This window comes from Pseudomonas delhiensis (assembly GCF_900187975.1).
Taxonomy (GTDB): Bacteria; Pseudomonadota; Gammaproteobacteria; order Pseudomonadales; family Pseudomonadaceae; genus Pseudomonas; species Pseudomonas delhiensis.
In genome coordinates this window covers 1-17,547 of record NZ_FZPC01000036.1, presented here as the reverse complement: position 1 = coordinate 17,547, position 17,547 = coordinate 1, and the positions used below count along the sequence as shown (strand labels likewise).

Below are 17,547 nucleotides of genomic sequence, written 5' to 3'. Positions count from 1 at the left end.
GGTGTGGCCTTTCTTCCCCCCTCCCCAGGGGCGTGGGAAGTAATAGCGTAGGCGTTTTCCCCAAGCCACGTCACTGGACTCGCACTCAGCTTGCGGATACCTGCCTGGCACCCTGTCCGGGCCTGGAAGTGGAACCTTCATGCTTCAGGAAAAAACCTTCCGCGCAGGCACGCATTTCCGAATGTCGGCCGGCCAGCGCCAGCCGAATCATTGGCACCAGCTACACCGGCCTGAATACCGCCTGGCAGTTCAAGCGGGACAACCCCAACGCCCGAGTGGTGGTGCTCGAAGCCGCCGTCGTCGGCTTCGGCGCCAGCGGCCGCAACGCCGGCTTCAGCACCAGGATGTTCGGCCTGGAGCCCGAAATGGTGCTGCTGCGCTGGGGAAAGCAAAAGATGATCGAGGCGCACCGGTACCTGGAGAAGGCGGTGGCCCATACCAGGAGCCTGATCGAGGAAAACGGCCTCGACTGCGATTACCGCCACAACGGCCTGGTTCGCATGAGCTACTCGGAGCAGCAGGCCAATCGCCTGAAAAAGAGCTATCAGTTGTTCCAGGAACTGGGCCTCGACGGCGACATGCGCTGGCGGGAGAAGTCACAGGTTCAGCAGGACTTCCATTCCGAACGCTTCAACAGCGGCATCTATGAATCCGGCACCGCCTATCTCAACCCCTACAAGCAGGTGCACGCACTCAAGAGGCTGCCCGAGTCGGCGGGCGTCACGATCTACGAAACGACGCCCGTGACGAACATCGAAAGAACGGCCTCCGCCATCGGCCTCACAACACCACAGGGCAAGGTCACAGCCGACAAGCTAGTGGTGGCGACCAACGCCTACTCACGGCAGGTGCCGGATACCCGCGCGCTCAAGACCCGGCAGTTCCCGCTCTGGACCTACCAGATCGTGACCGAGCCACTCAGCGACCGACAATGGCAAAACATCGGCTGGAAGGACCGGCAGTCGTTCGGCGACAACCGACAGATGCTGCCTTACTTCCGCCCCACCGTGGACGGCCGGATCCTCATGGGCGGCGGCGACGCGATCGTCTACAGAACGCCGCCGATGGACGAGGTCCCCTCGCCCATGAGCTGGCAACACTGCGAAGCCCACCTGAAGTGGATCTACCCCCAGCTGAAGGACGTACGCATCGCCTACCGCTGGGGCGGCCCGGTCTCGGTGAACGTGGACATGGTCCCTGAAATCAGCTTCGTCGGCGACGAACGCATCATCTACTCGGGCGGCTGCTTCGGCCACGGCGTCGCACTGACCCACCTCAACGGCAGAACCATCGCGGACCTGCTCAACGGCGAGAAGACCGAACTGACGGACTTCTGGATCATGAACAGGAAATCCATCCCGATGGCCGGCGATACGTTCTTCTTCCTGGGCGGCCGGGTGGCTCGGCAGGCGCTCAAGACGCGGGATTGGTGGGAGGAGCGAAACCTGAAGGGGATGTGAGCTGGTAGCAATCCGCATCGCCGGTCTGAATACCAGACCGGCGATGCGATGCCAGCATCCTTTGAATTGAGCCGATAGCAGTCCTGTTGCTGACCATCAGTAAGGTTCGTCCTTAGCATGCGAACCATGGTCACCGGATCAGAAGCAACCTGTCGAAAGGGGCCGAAATCGGCCAGAAGCGGACGCTTAGAGTAGAGAAAGTCGGGTGGACCGGCCAGTTACCTGAGCCGGCCTCCCACAGATCCGGACGTGCGCAATTCACGCATCCGGCTCCTCAGTAACAGGGTTTGCTAATCCGTGGTGCTGGCACGGGAAGCAACTTTAATAGCTACGCTGCTTTCTCCCAATTCAACCTCCCGCGCTGCGACCTACGCGACAACCACTTGATCCAAATGCGCTCGACGCGAAAACGTAGAACACCCAGCGACCGATAGTTACCGCGAATCCCAAAGTAGGCGAAGTGCCCTCTCAGCTTGCGAACCAGTTGCACGTGTTGGTCTCGCACGAATTGATGCCGATTCGCACGGCACCATCGGCTGATCTGCCTGAGCATTCGCCGAAAGCGATCCTTGGCCGTTTTCCGATAAATCGTCCAACAGACTGACTTGGATCGCCCCCAGTAGTGAGTGAATCCCAGCAGATCGAAGCTTCTGCCTCGACCTGGGATTCCGGGCTTGAAACCCACCAACCGCGTCTTCTCCGGATGCAACTCCAGACCAAACCGGCCGAAACGCTTGGGCAGTACCTCCATTACCCGCCGGGCGTCCCGCTCGTTGGCGAAAACCAGCACCGCGTCATCGGCATATCGCAGCATAAAACTGCTGCCAACCAACCGCGGCTTCACTTCGCGTTCGAACCAGACATCCAACACATGGTGGAGATAGAGATTCGCCAGCAATGGCGAGATCACACCGCCTTGAGGTGAACCGGCCTCCATGCGTTGCCATTGCCCGTGTTCCATCACGCCCGCCTTCAGCCATTTGCCGATCAAGCGGTTGAGCACACCATCCTTTACCCGTCGCTGCACGAACTCCCGCAGCAGAGCGTGGTCGATCGTGTCGAAATACGACCGTATGTCCAACTCCAGCACCCAGCCACCGCCCATGGTCCTCAGACGCTGGTACAACACTTCCAAGGCCTGATGAGCCGAACGGCCTGGCCGAAACCCATAAGAGTCAGGATGGAAATCCTGCTCGTAGAGTGGCTCCAGCACCATAGCCACCGCCCGTTGGAGCAGTTTGTCCTCGAACGTCGAAATGCCGATGGGCCGCGTGCTTTTGCCATCGCCTTTCGGGATATGCACCCGACGTACCGCCGGGGCCTGGTACGTACCGCTCTTGGCACGCTCCAGCAGCCCTTGCAGGTTCGCCTCCAGATGACGGGCATAGTCTTTCGCGCTTTGCCCGTCGATACCGGTCGCCCCCTGCTTGCGGGTACGTCGATACGCCTCGTGCAACCAGGCAAGGTCGATATGTTGAGCCAGTGACGTGAATGCCCTGTCCGGGTGATTTCGTGCCTGCCGTGCTAGTCGCAGGTGTTTCGTGTACACATCCTCAGGTTCCTGGGCACCTGTCATGTTTCCCCCCTGCGATTCCTGTTACCGACGCCGCCTTCCCTCCACCGGCTCCAGTCGGGTCTGTTCCCCGGCTTCAGCGGTACTACGCAGCGTTCCGACTCCCGTTGCCTCTTCCGACCATGCTCCTTTCTCGTCGCACTGCCGTACCCCCACCATGTCGATTGTGTCGCTCCTGCGGCGGATCGACACCACCACCGCAGGCCTGGAAAGTTCGGTTCCGGTCTTTCCGGTACCGGTACTGGATGGAGGAACGCAACGGGCCTCCCAGGTTCCTGGGAAACCCCCATGCGCACATGCCCTGCTCTCTGACCCCGGTGGAACTTCAATGCCAAGCCATTGCAGCATCTCCATGCAGCCTTCCGCCATTTATAGGGCGTCGGCTTCCACGCTGCGGACATTTCGAGGCTCAATCACACGGCCTATACGCTCGCTGTCTACGCTTCGCAGCGCCGGTTACCCGGCCACCACGCAAGACTCGCTTCCGGTCGGTGGCTAACCTTTACCGGGCGGGGTTGGTACCCGCTGGGTTTCTTACGCCATTTCATGACGGCTTACGCCGTCAATCCCAAGGCGACCAAGCTTTGCCTGGCGCACATAAATCTATCTCCTTTCCGTGTACCTTTCTGGCTCCTGCCCTTGCGGCTTGAGCGGATGCGTACGCGGATCTGGACGATGGTCAAGACTGGGACGTGAGGGGGTTGGGATGTTGGGGGCCGATTTCTGCTGGGTGGGGGCTGGTGGGGGTCGGCTGGTTTTGCTGGGTAGTGGTTGCAATTCCATACCAGAGGCAAGGGTTAAGCTATCAGCGGGTATGGAGCAGACAGCGTGATAGGTCAACCAGATGGGCAGCCACAGCTGCCCTATTCCCAGCCTGGAAGTTCGCCTCCTTCGCAGCATCGGCCAGAGCCTTGGTCCCAGCGGCTTGCATGACCACGTCACCGACTTCTGCAGCGACACCGCCTGAATTCGCTTCTGGGTTACGTCCGAGCTTATCGAAGAGCACTGCCTGCCAGGCGGTCAAGCTGGGTGATCTGGACGGACGTGGTTCCAGACTTGGATATCAGCGTGTTCACTCGATGGTTTTGTGCGCGATTTGCGTCAACCAGAAACCCAAACAGAACGCTTCAAACACCCTACCCCTTGCACCCCATGCGCTTATTTGGTGGATTTCCATGGATGCCCATGGACGCTGCCGGAACGCCTACAGCCTAGTAAATACGGGGCATACAGGCTAAATTAGCGTCCATTACGATCCATGAGCATCCACCGACAGCCAAGCGATTCGGTGGGGCAAAAGTGGGGCAAAATTCCAAGGCAACCGAATCGGGCAAGGGGTAGAAGGTGGCAAAACTGACGGCGAAGCAACTGGAGGCACTCACCGCGGCCGACGACGGCAAGACACTGCGTGAAGACGGCGGGCTGGTCGCCAAGGTTCGCGCCGGGGTACGAGGCGTCACTGTCCTGTTTCGCTATGAGTTCAAACTGGACGGAGCCAAACGCGATCACCGCCTGGGCAGTTGGCCCAAGAAGTCGTTGGCTCAGATTCGCGCCGAGCGCGACGAAGTGAAAGCGATAGTCACCAAGGGGATTGATCCCACTGCCGCCCGCAAGGCTGCCAAGATCGAAGCCCAAGCTGCTATCGCGGCCACCATTGCCGAAGCTGAGCGCCAGGCAGCGGAGAACAAGACAGTCGCCGACCTCTTCGAGGAGTGGATGCGCGACGGCGTATCGCGCCAGGACGGCAACGCCGAACTGCGCCGAAGCTTCACCAAGGACGTGCTCCCACTCATTGGCAAGAAGCCGCTGCGCACCCTGACCGAGAAAGACCTGCTCAACGTACTCCGCTCGGTCAAAGCCCGCGGCCTGAACCGTACCGTGGTAATCCGCAGCAAGGACATCGGCCAGATGCTGCGCTGGGCCGAGAAACGCAAGCCGTGGCGGACCCTGATGGCCGACGGCAATCCAGCCGACCTGATAGACGTCAACAAACTGCTCGACCACGACTACCAGGAACAACGCGACCGACTGCTTTCCCCTGACGAAATCCGCGAGTTGCGCGACATCTTCGCCCGTTTGGAGCGCGACTACGACGCCCTCCCCGCCGGCCAGAAATACTCCGGCATCCGCCCAGTCAATCCACGTGTGCAATGCGCCGTCTGGATCTGCCTGAGCACTCTCTGCCGTATCGGCGAGCTGCTCAAATCAGAATGGCGGCATGTGGATCTGGAGAAAGGCACCTGGTTTATCCCCGCCGAGGCCACCAAAGGGCATAAGGGCAAGCGCCAGGACCATCATGTGTTTCTGTCGTCATTCGCGCTGAAGCAGTTCAAGCGCCTGAAAGAAGAAACTGGACACACGCCCTTCTGCTTCCCCAGCAAGGACGAAAAAAGCCATGTCGACACCAAGACAGTCAGCAAATTGATCGGTGACCGGCAGTGCCGCTTTAAGAACCGCAGCAAGCCCTTAGCTGGCCGCCACCACGACGACTCACTCGTGCTGAGCAGAGGCGCTAAAGGTGAATGGACGCCTCACGACCTGCGTCGCACAGGCGCTACCATGATGCAGGAGCTCGGTGTGACGCTGGAGATCATCGACCGCTGCCAGAATCACTTGCTAGGTGGCTCAAAGGTCCGTCGACATTATCTGCATCATGACTACGCCAAAGAAAAAACCCAGGCATGGTGCCTTCTGGGAGAGAGGCTAGAAACTATCCAGGCAGCATCCTCGATGAGGATGCTGCCTTAGTTAGACCAGCCAATAGCTAACGCTTGCAGTGGAAGACGTATGATCTAGAGCTGATGCCTTGGGACCGCCGACAAAACTAAGGGTAACTCAGCCCTCACTCAACTATCGAGCAATACGTGCTTTCAACTGCGCAATCAAATAAGGATCTCGCAGCTCTACACTAGTCTCCCGCCGTAACGATAAGCTCTGCCAATCAGGCATGGCGCAGTAGCGATAGTAACTGTGCGAAAGCCAATTCCAGCTTCCCACCGTTGCTACTTGTTCGTCGACTAGAAGGATCTTCTCGTGAGTTCCTCCGGGCAAACGAATGACATTCTCCTCCCCCAACTGACGGCGATAAGCCAGGATAAGGCCCGGGTCTCCATCATCTGCATCTGCCTTGTGAGCCCAGTCGTGACCGTAATAAACGGTGACCGCAACACCACGCTCCTGGGCTGCGCGAAGTATCTTCAATGGAGGATGATTGGAGCTAGATCCTTGACGAATCCAGGGGACGACTACCGTAAATGAATGCTGGCTTGAGGAGGCGAGCGATTCAAACGCCGTAATGTGCTCGCAGTCAAAATAGTGCTTCACACCGCGGGGACTGGCGCTCTCGAAGGAAGGGCTCTGATGCTCCATGTTGACGATGAACGATTCTGCACAGATCTCAGCCATTCGGGCCAGAGACTTGCCTGCAGCCAGAAGGCGCTGCTGGTTACCGACCACAATAAACTGTTGCTTGGCACGTGACACCGCAACGTTCAGAAGATTGGGCTTGCTGTTCTGGAAGGCATCACGGTCGGTGCGCTGGAAGATCACAGGTGAGTAGATGATCACCTCAAACCCAACGCCCTGGAACTGATGCACCGAACCGATCTTGAGTGTCTGGCGGTGCTTGAGGCGTTCACCATAGGCCTTGATGAGCAGATTCTTCTGGTTGGAGTACGGCGTGATGATCCCAACATCTCGGGTCAGGTCGTACCCGGCCGCCTCAAGTTTGTCCAACAACAAACCAATGGCGTCCACTTCATCCTGGTTGGTATTGGGCATAAGACCTCGACGCCCTTGAACCCCGTAGAACATCAGGTTGAAGCCACCCATGTTGGTACAGGCAGCCTGAATTCTGGGGTCAGCTGTTGCGGTGTGCACCTGCACCCCACTGTACTCGGCAATGCTCATAAACAGCGCGGCGATTGGCGACTGACAACGTCGGTGCTCGTCTAGAACTATGCCATTTCCAATATCGGCGACGCTGCCGGTCAAGGTACCAGCCGCTCGGTGATAGGCCGTGACTAGCATTGGCGAGACCGCTTCATAGAGAGTGTTGTTTTCGAAGTACCGGGCTCTCAGCTTTTCTGCCGCCACCTTATCCAACGAGCGTATGGGCTCGATCTGCAAGGGGTCACCTACAACGATTGCCCTTTGACTGCGGGCCAGCAGCGGAACCAGCGATTCCACCGAAATCATGCCCGCCTCATCCACAAGGCTTAGTTGGTACGGTGTGACCCCATTCAAGTCAGAGAGTTTGTAGCCGGCTAATTTATGCACCGACGCCAAGGTCGATGCCATCACCGGGTAGGCCAGGCTGATAAAGCGATAGAACTCCTCCAGCTTGTCCTTCCACCGGTAGTACCCACTGTCTTGCTTGCCACTGAGCATGCTGCTCCAAAGCGACAGTACCTGACGTACTGAGGCCTTCTGTCGCAGCAACTCCTGCCAGAGGTAGTCAATCGCACACTCGAACAGTACGCGCTGCTCCGCGATAAAGCGCATACGCAGCACTTCGAACCAATCGCCCTCAGGAAACTCGTCTTGCAGGGCACGTTTTGCCTCTTTATAGCGATGCAAATTAGCGATGCGAGATGCGAGCCCAGATAAGTCAGTTGAAAGCTGCTTTAAAGCCCGCTCTCTCTCCTTCTCTGCGTCGGTCTCCTCCCACCTCGCGGCTTTCAATAGCTGATCAATGTCAGCTGTTGCGAGTAGCTCCTTGCGGTTGCGTGCAAGCTTCGCCAACTGCACCTGATCGAGGCCGCTCAAACCGTAATTCGAGAAATCCTCAGGGTAGGCCTTGTGTAGATGCTTCCGTGCCGCTCGGTACTTGCCGCCGAACCACCTGGCCAGTAGTAGCCCCAATCCACTCGTTGGGTGCTCAGCAAAATGGTGCTGAAGGTTTTCGCTCAGTGAGCTGCTCAACCAGTCACGGTAATTCTCCAGAGGGAAAGGAGCACCAACCAATTTGCCATAGCCGCCAGACAGCCACCTTTGGGCGTGTGCATACTCAACCTTTTGGGCGTCGAGGCCGGAGAGAGCATCGGCACATTGCTGAGCAATGTCTACCCCCCGCTCAACGGAGAAACCCAACTCCGAGCACCGTCGAGATACATCACTTCCGAGCAGTCTTAATTGCGCCTCATAGGCTTCAGGCGACGCCCCCTTCAAGGGCGCAGTCGCCACGTCGAGCTGTTTTTTCAGCGCCTCGAATCGATTCAGACAGACATCAATCAAGCGCTGATTCTCGGTGATCCTCGCTGCCAACACCTTCTGCTTGCCCTGATCGTGGAGTTCAGTATCAAGCTGCCGTAGCAACGCACTTACACGCTGGAGCTCATTAGTCACCTGGCCACTATCTCCTCCTTGGAAATACAGCCAGTTGATGTTCTCCAGGTAAGCATCGCCGCGAAGATCATCGATAACATTTTCTACGGCCTTTTTGGCCGTGGAGGTAACAACCAACCCCAGATTACGATCATTGCCACCAATGCATGCTAGTGCCCGCTCCACGATCTGACTGGCAATGAGTGACTTGAACAGGGTTGTCTTGCCCGTACCCGGAGCCCCCTGCACAGCCGACAATGACGCTCCACTCGAAATCTGAGCAAGCGCCATCATCTGTCCACGCCCCAAGGGATACTGGTGCTCGAACAGGCCATAGGGAGGACGCAAGGGCGAGGAAGGCGTTGAAGCTGTTTCGGCAAAGCGGTGCTCAATGTACTGCCGAAGTAAAGGCAATCCCTGCAGGTTGGAGCGCTGTAGGAGCACCTCGTAATCCTTCAACTGCTCCCTGGTGTTGAAGTCAGAATTCGCTTCCGGACAGATGATCGCGGTGAAAGCCAGCTCCAGGGAGGCCATCGCGCTTTTGGCTGAGCTTTCGCTTAAGTCGTCCAAACGCTGTTTGATCCAACGCAGAAATGCACTGAAAAGCTCACTAAAACTCGCCTGCGTATCCTCCATGCAGGCGGCAGCGATGCTCATCATGTGCCGCTCGGCCCCCAGCTCCTGAACATCAATATCCAGGTACAGGCGGAAAGCATCAATGTTCGGCGCGACTTCGGAGCCTTGCTTCACCGGCACAGTGAACAACTGTGACTCCTCGCTATGCCAGGTATCGGGCAACGAATAGCGAAAAAGCGGAATGAAAAAGGCTTTCGAGCCTTCGGTGACACGCAGCAACGGAAAGCCGAGCTGTAGTGGGTCGGATTGCACTCGCCCCTGCTTATCCGGCTTGGTGAAACGACCCTTTAGGGTAGACGCTTGAGCGCCGGATAGAGAAAAGCAGAACCCCAGGTCGTCCTCCTGGAGGCTTTTCCTGTTGAGCTTGATCTGCTGATGCTCATGGACATCAGCTTCCTTGATTCGGCTCTTGGCTATTCCGGTCGCTTCAACGAACGCACGCCAACCATCCAAAACCTCCATGTCTTGCTGCTTGCCTTGCATAACCTCATCCGAGCCTGAGCGAATGTAGCTTAGGATTCTACGTCAACGCTCAACTAGTAGCATACAGCCATACCCTCTCCATCACTGCCTGGAGCCTTGTAGGCATGGCTGGCCAAATCGGTATGCACAATGGAATGCATGCCTGGAACTGCGCTGCAGTTGGTCATTGTAGAAAAAAACGCCATAGCGAGAGACTAAGGGCGATTCAAAGCGAGGATAGAGTTGTATGAATGGTTCGAAGTATGGTGCATCGCGTGCAGGATCGCATGCTGGGCGTGGCTTCCGCTATCAGGATGCTGTCGGCGTTTGGCTGGCGACACAGTGCTGGAGCGGAGCACTACCATACGGCGAAGTGATACCCGAGGGCCAAGACGATTATGAGCTTCGCGGAGCGACGCGCTCCGCCCTCGTACAGGTGAAATCACGGCGCGACCATCTGGGGCCTTTCTCGATTAGTGAGGCGGCAAACTTTGTCCGTGAGCTTTGGCATAGAAACGAGGGGGCCTCCTATCCCCTTGCCGATGATTTGATCCTAGTCATAGAACAGCCGATTACAGAAGGACCTCCCATTGACCACAGGCTGGCCGATCATCTGGGCCTGGCCAAGGCCATGGCGAGCGACCCACGTTGGAACTCGCTCGCGCCTCGCACCCTTGTTTGGATTACCCCCGCCCCCTTTGAAGTCGCGCTGAGATCCATCAGCCGAATTACGTCTTGCGCCCCCTTGGCTGCACAGGTCCATTACGCTGAGCTACTCAGCAGCATCGGCGGCTTGGCCGATGCCAATGGAGTGGTCAAAGACACCCGCTATGCAGGCCTGGCCGTATCTGACATGGAGGCGTGTGTGCGCAGGATCGCGCCGATCCTCGACCTAAGCGGCATGGAGACAGCATTGCGCGACGGACTCTGCGAGGCGCTCGATTTCCTAACACCCACGGATGACCCCAGCTTTTATCAAGGCATCAATACACGCCCGGGCCACCTCGCGGCCGGTCTGGTCGCCGAACGACCGGAGACGCGCAGCATAGTTCTCGACGCTCTGGAAACCAGTGGCGCCACGTTGATCGTGGGCCAATCGGGTAGCGGCAAATCGGCGCTTATGTGGGAGGCTGCGCGTGCGATCCGGCATACCGTGCGCTGGTTCGAAATCAAGCGCGGCGATGCGGCCGACGCACACCTGTTCATGCGCCTCGCCCAGGCATTGAGGGCATCCCCTGCCGCACCACTCGGTTTCATCCTGGACGATGTCGGTCGCGGGGGCAGCAGTCTATGGGATGGTTTGAGTAAGGAGGTAGGAAGCGGTAGCGGGATTTTGCTGCTCGGCTCGATCCGAGAAGAAGATGTTTTCATGCTGACTGCCCGAGCGAGCGCAAAAGAAGTTCGCCCTCCCGTTGAAGAGGCAGTGGCGGAACGGATTTGGCGCCGGCTGCTCGATCAAGGCCGGACCTCTTGGGTGGGTTGGCGCGAACCTTGGGAGCGAAGCGGCGGACTCCTGCTTGAATACACACATATATTGACGCGAGGGGACCGGATCGAAGCGGTACTCCGCGAGCAAGTGGATCGACGGCTGCGCGAATCTCGCGATACCGAATTGACCATCCTTCGCGTTACCTCGCTCGCCGGCATGGCGGGCGCCACGATTGATGCTGAACGGTTGTCTACGGTGCTGAATATCGCGCACGGTGATCTGGGGCGGGGCCTGCGCCGTCTGATTGATGAGCATCTCGTTGCTGCGAAGGAAGATGGACGCATCGGAGGCCTTCACCAACTGCGTTCGGCAATGCTCTTCGACCTTTGCCATGCTTACCCACCACAGGCGCCATCGCTAACAGTGGCCGAGGCGGTTCATTCCGTGCACAGCGATAGCTTGGAAGCCTTGACCGCCCACGTGTTGGTGAATCATCCCAGCGCGACAAGCGCTTTCGTCGCGGCCCTCGCCTCACGACTGGAACGCGAGCAGGATCCCGTCGCCCTGGTCACAGCACTGTCCGGCATGGGCCAGGCTCATATCGAGGCAACACTGCGAACTTGGGTGCAGGAAGCTCTATCGGACGGACTGGAACCGTCCCAAATCACCCTAGCCGCCATGTTCGCAGTGGCGAACATGGATACTTCCTTGATGCCACTACCGGATCGCCTGAGTAATGCCGTAAGTGTATTGCGCACCCGATCAGCCGTGGACCCACGAATGAATCTATTATCCGCCCTTTCTCGAACCTCCTTGCATCAGATGGTCACCACCTCTGATATCCACCGCCTTCGAGCACTCATCGGGGCACTGGTCGGCATGGAGCTGCCGGAAACTTTGCGATCGTCACTGCTGGCGGTGAAACCCAATTTCGACGCAGTCAATCTCGGCGACCTTGCCGATCTACTGGGCGCTGTTCATCTAATAGACCCGCGCATCACATCGGGCTGGGTGGAGGCACCGATGCGCAACCGCTTACTGGGGCGCGTCCCACACGAATTGCCCTGGGCAGGGCCAGTTACCATAGAAGCAGCACCCGAAGGGCGTCTTCTACGCAGCATCATTTACTACGTTGCACCCTCCGCACAGGCTCGACTCAATGATGAGGTGGCACCACTCTGCGCCACGCTGCTTGGGCTTGACCCAAGCGCAACGGTAGCGGCCGTCGACGCAATTGCGGCCGATGGCCTCCGATCCGAATTACCGGATGCCAGCAAACGCATCCCTCGGAAGAACACACCTTTCACTGCACTACCCGCGTGGAACAAACGCTGGGTCGCTGCGGCAGCACGGTTGGTTGGCAACGATAGCTACACCGACTATCTGCATCGTTCGTATGACATGCTAGAACGCTTGCTACCCGCACTGGAGCGCATAGTGGATACCACCCTGCGCGGCAAACCGCCCCAAGCGAAGATACTCGATCGCTTAGGCAACATTCACGACACCTCTCGCCAACTGACTCCTCCACGAGACGCCTCCCCAAACGGCGGTGCCCCGGCCGAGCACAGCACACCGCTGCAAAATCTGCTTTTCCATTGCTCTGCCGATTTGATTCGACGCTTCATCAAGTTGCCGGATAATTACGGTGCGTTCGTCCTATGGGTCGGCGACTTGCTCAAAAATGTGCGTGACGCACGCGTAGAACCTTGGGAGCTTTTGGGGAGATCGCCTGAAAAACTGTTGGATCGATTGGAGAACCTGATTACTTCGTTGCGCCTGTTGGCCATCGAAACCGGCACTCAAGGCCTCAATCTGATGCAATGGCGCTCCATCGCCCGTAACGCTCTGCCGGACGACGCCTTGCGTAGTGTCAGGATGGCCGTTGAACGTCAGCTGCAGGCAAGCTCAGAGAGCTATCTGCAAAGTATTGAAGCCGAGCTGAAGCGACAATCTATCGAGCTTGAGTTGCATACGCGTCCAGATTGGGAAACTCCCTTACCTTGGCCGAATAGGGACTTCCTTGCCATTGCGGATATTTCATATCCAGGTGATTGGCCGGCGTGGATTGAAGCACATGCCGCCCAGGTTCAGACGATCATTGGCGAAGGCCGCCAAGTCTGGTTCGTGCCACGTATCGGGCATCTCGCACTATCGTGTCTGACTATAAAGGGGAGGTGCTCACTGTTCGCATCCCCGTACTCTGGGGACGACTGGCTAGAAACTCTCCAGCAGCCGCGGCTGAACGATGCTCTAACCCGAGAGGCGCAACGAGGCATTGAGCTGATTACAGAACTCGACGGCATGCGTTGCTTCAGACTGGGAGAAGAGAACCGGTCCACCGCTGAGCAAGCTGTACGACAAGACCATGAACGGCAGCTCGCGGTGGCCCTCAAGGCATTCGAGGCGCAGGCCGAGGGAACGTCGGTACAGATGCAGCTGCGGAAATTCAGCGAGGATGTGGCAGCCGGCCAAATCGCCCTAGCGAAGGGCCTGGCAGCACTGCTGCGCAATCGACTGACCTCCGATTGGATTGCGCTGCTCACACTTCAGAACGCTTTGCTTGAGCAGGATCTTACTGCGGCCGAGTGCAGGCAAAAAGGCATCTGATCCGCATGGAGTCGTATGCCCATCTCGATCATGGTTATAAAGCATACGTGTCAAATCCGGTGTAATCGGTAAGCGTGAGGCGAATACTGGGTTTGCTTTGCAGTTCCTGGCGCACCGACATGGCTTACCCTAAAGCAAGGCAGGCCATGCCGGAACACCCGACGCCTAACGGCTTACCTTTTTCTGAAGGTCCGAGGCAGCAACCTCAATCTCCCACCAAAAATCTACCTGAGAGTCAGTTGAATCCACAACCCAAAGCGGCCCTCCGCAAAGGGCGGCAAACGGCCAAGAGCTGCCGGTGGCTATAATTCGTCTAGTTAGGGCGAACCATGATCACCGACAACTATCGACCCAGCATCACGCATGTCAATGAGATTGATTGATGGCGTAGTTACAGAGTCAAATCGCGGTGAATGCTCTCGTTCTACGAAAAGCGAAAGCCCAGAATTTAATAGATTCCAATTACTGATATTAGAGGTGATTGGAGCTAGGGCTGAACGCGCCAGCAAGTTCGATTTTGGTGATTTTTGAGCTCAGTTACCTAGACTCAAGCTACTTATTAGAGAGCCACAAAGGAACGGAAAGAACCCCTACTACGAGTGATGCAAGTGCGAACGCAGCCAGCCCTGTGAGCCAATCCGACCAGTCGGAATATGTCGCGTGCAATAGCGGTCGAGTGACTAGGTCTGCGAGCCCCGCAACGCCGACGAACCCAAATACAGCTGTCAACCACCTATCCGTACGAGACCGCCGGATTTCGTTCCTAAAGCGCCGCTCATCCAAGCGCCATCTTGCCTGCTCTTTGCCCGATGCAATAAGTCTTGTCGTTCCCGCAGCATCCATTAGGTATTCGAGCGCGTCTGTAATCTCTCCAGATTGACTTGATTGGTGGATCACAGAATCAGCTGCCGCTAGGGTTTCGTAGGCATGTATAAGTTGTTCATCAGACGGAGTAGAGCTCGCGATTGCACATGCTCTCGCAATTCGCATGTTATGGTATTCAAAGTGCTCCGCCCTTGCTTGGTTTTCCAGCCAGTGAGCACTAGTGTTTGCACCTACATCGTCAGACGCATTGAGTGGTCGCATCCAGGTCCAGAGCAATAGCGATCTGTTACCGTGAAAGCAATAATCTTCGAAGGGGCGCAAATCAGGTGGAAGTGAGGGGGGGCTGTCAACTCCAGGAGAGCGAATTAGGATTCTAGATATTGAATGGCTGTATTTTTCGAATAGCTCTTCTTTACATTTCGGTTGGTCCACAAATCTCATCAGCGAAATCGAGGGTCGACCTTGCCATAGTTGGACTCCTACTTCCTTCCTACCCTTCCTGTTGCCCTTTGCAATTATCTGCGAAGTGACTGCGTTTGTGTATATGGACCGGCAAAGATCAATAGTTGCCTCCCATCCAACTTTATCTTCCGAACCGGCGATTTGGTGCAGACTCCATGATTCCCCGTTTAATTCAAATCGCCGCCCTTCCTTTTCGAGGGATCTATCAAGTACTGCTTCCGCTCTTCGACGCATTTCCTTAGCGAACTTTCGGGCCTTTCGTCCAACTATGCCTTGGCCGCCAATTGACATCTCACCCACGAACGCACTGGGCAAGAGCTGCTCACCATCTATTCGTTGGATTTCTGCTTGCACCCAAATACTATCAAAATAACACTGAAACAAATTAACGATCTCTTGAATAAAATTTTCTTCAGTGAGATCGCCGCCTGTGGCGTCAAGTTGGAAAGAAATGGACATGATGCCATCAGCATAAACCTTGAGCCATGGATAAATCGGCAGGCTCAAGTCGTCACGCTCAAGAATTAGGGGCGGTAGGGCTGCCCGAAAATGTGGAGGTACCTGTTTAGCTTCAGCGCTTTCTATACGCTGCTCATTGAAAGACAACCCCAGGCAGAAGAAGAGGTGGCCGGCAGTGTTCTTTGGCAGGTTTTGGCTGAATCTAATTGTCCAGTGACTATCCCACTGTCGCCCCTGCGGTCGAAGCCATTCAAGTTGGAGCTTACCGTGCTCATCAAGGTACAAGGCCTTCAAGTCTGAGAAGCATACGGTCCTGACTATGCCAGACTTAAGAAATTTCGTGGCTGTCTTGAGAAGGTCAACTTCAGTAACATTTAGCCCTATTGTGTAGTTGTAGAAACAGTTAGCCTGTTGCACTTGCAAGTCATTTATCATCCACAATTAACTCCTCTACATACTCTTGGAAGGGGATTTTGTAATCTATCCTTTCGTAGAGATTTTACAATCTGGAAACAGTCGCCCCCAAAGAGGGTAATCGCTTTGCACAAAATTGCGTGCTCCTGACTGTTACCCCCTGATGCGGTTATACGCGGCCGATCCAGTTTGCGCGCCGTATTGGCAGCGCTTCATGGACTGTCCCCCTCTCTACAACTGCCGGTGGTAGGATAGCAGGGACATTGGCTGCGTTTTACACCGTCTGGACTGAAAGCGGAGCACGGTTCGTTGTATGCGCAACAGCGCCTGACCATTGGTCTATCTCGATACAAGTGAGCGGGCGGCTAGGAGTTACTCTTCGCTTAGTGCCGCTCAAGCCTTCGTGAACTGAGATTGCCAAGTACCGGGGGACAGATGCTCTTGAATGTCGGCTTGTGGCCCAGACCGTGTAAAAACGCAGCGGGTGGCGGATAGCTGGTCATTGGATTGCTTTAGCGGCGCTCAGAGGCCCTGCGGACTTGTGGCGTGTCGCTCCGAGTCATTCAACTGACTCTGGCATCTGCGGCTTCCGCGATGCTGTACGACGAGTTCATCAGGCCGCGAAGAGGGTTTCAGGCCCTCATCGCTGCCATCAGCGCACTGCTGCCCAGCAGACTCAGCCCCCGTTTGAAGTTGTAGGCGAGCACATGCAGGCTCATTTCCGTGCTTACCCGGTCGAGCGTTCGGGTGAGGAAATGGGTGGCGCCCATCCAGGCCTTCAGCGTGCCAAATGGATGCTCCACCGTCTGGCGCCGGATGCGCATCATCTCCGGCGCCTGATCCAAGCGGGACTGCATATCCTCGAGCACCGTCTCATGTTCCCAGCGACTCACCCGGCGCTCTGGGCTCGGTGTGCAGCGCTCCTTCAGTGCACAACCTTGGCAATGCGAGCTCCAGTAGCGGTGCAGCTTCAGCCCTTTCTCGACGCTTGAGAAACGCCAAATCAGGCTTTGCCCAGCAGGGCATCGGTACTAGTTCTTGGCTGCGTCATAGATGAAATCACCTTTGCCAAAGCGGCCCGCCGCTGTCGCCCCAGAAGTCAGTGTCTTGGGTACGAAAACAGTGACTCCGGATTCCTGGCACGCCAGGATTTCTTCGCTTTTGAAATACCCTCTATCGGCGACCGCCGAGAGTACCTCGACACCCATGGCTGCTCGCGCTTGCTTGGCCATCGAGCTCAGTTGGTCTCGATCAACGCCGTCGTTTGTGACCTCGTGGGTCACGATCAGGTGGTGCTTCGCGTCGACCGCTGCCTGCACGTTGTAGCCAACCATTCCGCTGCCACGGGTCTTCCTTGAGCGGGCATCGGGATCAGTAAGGGAGAGCTGATTATCCGGTGCTTCGTTGAGCTGAACCTCGATTTCCTTGAGCGCCTGCATCTTGGCTTTCAAGGTCTCGATCTTGTCGCGGAGGCGTTCGACTTTGACCTGAGCAACGGCTGGTTCTTGCCGGTCGGCAGTGTCCAGCGCAGTGAGGTAGCGGCTGAGGCTGGACTCGATCTCTTCCATCCGCCGTTGCAGCTTGGCACTGGTGAAGTTGCGGTCGCGATTGTTGACCGCCTTGAACTTGCTGCCGCCGATAGCCACCAGCGCTTCGGAGAACAAACCGAGCTGTTGGCACAGGACCACGAACTGCCAGCAGACAGCCCGAATGGCTTTGCCATTGTCCTTGCGGAAGTTAGCGATGGTCTTGAAGTCCGGTTTCAGGCGACCAGTCAGCCACATCAGCTCGACGTTACGTAAGCGCTCCACAAACCCCACCTTCATTTGAACTGCCTGCTTCCGGATGCTGGGCTCCCATTTTCCCAGTGGAGCCCCGTCATGATGCGTCCG

6 protein-coding genes and 1 pseudogene are annotated in these 17,547 nt (G+C 56.9%); 3 read left to right on the top strand and 4 right to left on the bottom strand.

Features of this window, described 5'->3' with window-relative positions; all coding sequences use genetic code 11:
* Positions 1–128 precede the first annotated feature (128 nt).
* Complete coding sequence (locus CHC02_RS25800; protein WP_244161040.1) at positions 129–1,460, top strand: NAD(P)/FAD-dependent oxidoreductase; 1,332 nt, start codon at positions 129–131, stop codon at positions 1,458–1,460.
* Between the two features lie 328 nt (positions 1,461–1,788).
* On the opposite strand, the gene ltrA is transcribed toward CHC02_RS25800, so the two are convergent.
* The gene (ltrA, locus tag CHC02_RS25795) at positions 1,789–3,036 is read right to left on the bottom strand and encodes a group II intron reverse transcriptase/maturase (protein WP_089394242.1); all 1,248 of its coding nucleotides are present in this window, start codon (positions 3,034–3,036) and stop codon (positions 1,789–1,791) included.
* Positions 3,037–4,377: 1,341 nt separating this feature from the next.
* Here ltrA and CHC02_RS25790 point away from each other — a divergent pair.
* Positions 4,378–5,781, top strand: coding sequence for a tyrosine-type recombinase/integrase (locus tag CHC02_RS25790; protein WP_089394241.1), 1,404 nt, complete (start codon positions 4,378–4,380; stop codon positions 5,779–5,781).
* A gap of 102 nt (positions 5,782–5,883) precedes the next feature.
* Here CHC02_RS25790 and CHC02_RS25785 read toward each other — a convergent pair whose 3' ends face one another.
* Positions 5,884–9,477 carry an AAA domain-containing protein gene (locus CHC02_RS25785; RefSeq protein WP_089394240.1) on the bottom strand — a complete coding sequence of 1,198 codons (3,594 nt, stop codon included), beginning with the start codon at positions 9,475–9,477 and terminating at the stop codon, positions 5,884–5,886.
* A gap of 226 nt (positions 9,478–9,703) precedes the next feature.
* On the opposite strand from CHC02_RS25785, the gene CHC02_RS30060 reads away from it, so the two are divergent.
* Positions 9,704–13,495 (top strand): hypothetical protein, encoded by a 3,792-nt coding sequence (locus CHC02_RS30060; RefSeq protein WP_139210270.1) that lies wholly within the window; start codon positions 9,704–9,706, stop codon positions 13,493–13,495.
* A gap of 552 nt (positions 13,496–14,047) precedes the next feature.
* Here the strand turns inward: CHC02_RS30060 and CHC02_RS30055 are convergent.
* Both CHC02_RS30055 and CHC02_RS25770 read right to left on the bottom strand, forming a co-directional pair.
* Positions 14,048–15,676: a hypothetical protein gene (locus tag CHC02_RS30055; RefSeq protein WP_139210269.1), complete on the bottom strand. Its 1,629-nt coding sequence runs from the start codon at positions 15,674–15,676 to the stop codon at positions 14,048–14,050.
* Between the two features lie 611 nt (positions 15,677–16,287).
* Positions 16,288–17,463, bottom strand: a pseudogene (locus CHC02_RS25770) (IS1182 family transposase); the annotation flags it as partial.
* Positions 17,464–17,547 lie beyond the last annotated feature (84 nt).